Raw genomic sequence first — 1,913 nt, forward strand, 5'->3', positions numbered from 1 at the left:
GGGGTGGGGGCGGTGGCGGCTCGGAGGATCCGAAGGTGAAGGTGCACGTCGAGCTGTCCGGTGGCGACAAGGTCGAGGGCGTCGACAAGTCCCCCGTGACCGTGCACCTGAAGGGTGAGAGCGCTGAGAACGCCCTGCATGTTCCTGTGGAGTCTCTCCTCGCCGCGCCCTCCGGCGGCTTCGCCGTCCAGGTGGTCGAGGGCGGCAAGGCCCGGGACGTGAAGGTCGAGCTGGGTCTTTTCGCCAACGGTCGCGTCGAGGTCAAGGGGCCCGGTCTCAAGGCGGGTATGAAGGTCGGGGTGCCGAAGACATGACCGGCGACCTTACGGACCCGGCCACGCCGGTGGTGGACCTGCACGGCGTGACCAAGGAGTACCCCGGTGACGTAAAAGCCCTGGCAGGTGTCGACCTGACCATCGAGCGCCGCGAACTCCTCGCCATCGTCGGCCCGTCCGGCTCCGGCAAGTCCACGCTGCTGCACATCGCGGGCACCCTGGACCGCCCTACGGCCGGCACGGTCGCGATCGCGGGCCATGACATCGGCTCGCTTTCCGATCGTGAGCTGTCGGCTCTGCGCTCGGCTCACATCGGCTTCATCTTTCAGGCCTTTCATCTGGTGCCGGGCGCGACGGCTCTCGCGAACGTCATGGAGGGCCTGCGCTACTCCGGCCTCTCCCACGCGCGCCGCCGCAGGCAGGCGGCGGAGGCTCTGGAGCGGGTGGGCCTGGGTGACCGTACGACCCATCGCCCGCACGAGCTGTCGGGCGGCCAGAAGCAGCGGGTGGCGATCGCGCGGGCGGTGGCCGGGCAGCCGGACCTGCTCCTCGCTGATGAGCCGACCGGGGCGCTCGACAGCGCGTCGGGCGAGGCGGTGGTGGAGCTGCTGCACGATCTGAATGCGCAGGGCGCCACGATCGCGGTCATCACGCATGACCGGGAGATCGCCGAGGTGCTGCCGCGGCAGGTGCATATCCGGGATGGGTTGATCACTGAAGATCGGCGTCCGCAGGCGGCGATGGTGGGTGGTGCGGTATGAGCCCGCGCAGGCGTAAGGGACTTGTCCCGGCGCGGCTGTCCGGTCGGGATGTGTGGCAGGTGGGGTCGGCTGGGCTGCGGGGGCGGCCGGTGCGGGTTTGCTTGTCGGCGCTGGGGATCGCGATCGGTATCGCGACGATGATCGCTGTCGTCGGCATCTCGGAGTCGTCGAAGGCGGATCTGCTGCGGCAGCTCGACAAGTTGGGCACCAACATGCTGGTGGTCTCGCCCGGGCAGTCGATGTTCACCGGCGAGGAATCGAAGCTGCCGAAGGCGGCGGCGCGGATGACGGGGCGTATCGACGGCGTCGAGAACGTGGGCGCGATCGGGGCGATGGACCACAAGGTGTATCGCTCGGAGCATGTCCCGGAGGAGCTGAGCGGCGGTCTTACGGTGAATGCGGCGGATCAGAATCTGCTGCGGACGCTGCAGGGGTCGGTGGGGAAAGGCACGTGGCTGAACAAGGCGACGGGGAAGTATCCGTCGGTTGTTCTTGGTGACGCGGCGGCGGATCGGCTGGGGATCAGTCGACCGGGACAGCAGGTCTGGATCGGGGAGCAGTACTTCACCGTGATCGGCATTCTGGGGAAGCTGCCGCTGGCGACCGATCTGGAGCGGTCGGCGCTGGTGGGGTGGGATGCGGCGGAGCGGTTGCTGGGCTTTGACGGGCATCCGACGTCGATTTACGAGCGGTCGGCCGATGACCGGGTCGATGCGGTGCGGGATCTGCTGCCGCGGACGGTGAATCCGGAGGCGCCGCAGGAGGTGGAGGTGTCGAATCCGTCCGATGCGCTGGCGGCCAAGGCCGCTTCGGAGGGGGCGTTTACGAATCTACTGCTGGGGCTTGGTGGGGTGGCGTTGCTGGTGGGGGGTGTCGG

At 68.6% G+C, this 1,913-nt stretch carries 2 protein-coding genes and 1 pseudogene; all 3 read left to right on the plus strand.

Annotated elements, in window-relative coordinates; translation table 11 throughout:
- Positions 1-314 (plus strand): annotated as a pseudogene (locus G5C51_RS41705) (efflux RND transporter periplasmic adaptor subunit); the annotation flags it as partial.
- Positions 311-1,036 (plus strand): ABC transporter ATP-binding protein, encoded by a 726-nt coding sequence (locus tag G5C51_RS41710; protein WP_165246107.1) that lies wholly within the window; start codon positions 311-313, stop codon positions 1,034-1,036. The pseudogene G5C51_RS41705 and the gene G5C51_RS41710, both read left to right, overlap by 4 nt.
- Positions 1,033-1,913: ABC transporter permease (locus tag G5C51_RS41715; protein ID WP_165246109.1), on the plus strand; the 881-nt coding region annotated here is incomplete at its 3' end. The genes G5C51_RS41710 and G5C51_RS41715, both read left to right, overlap by 4 nt.

The organism is Streptomyces coryli, assembly GCF_011044975.1.
GTDB lineage: Bacteria > Actinomycetota > Actinomycetes > Streptomycetales > Streptomycetaceae > Streptomyces > Streptomyces coryli.

Bases quoted from the DNA above. Each gene is read 5' to 3' on its own strand.
- G5C51_RS41710 (WP_165246107.1), top strand. From the start codon at position 311: ATGACCGGCGACCTTACGGACCCGGCCACGCCGGTGGTGGACCTGCAC.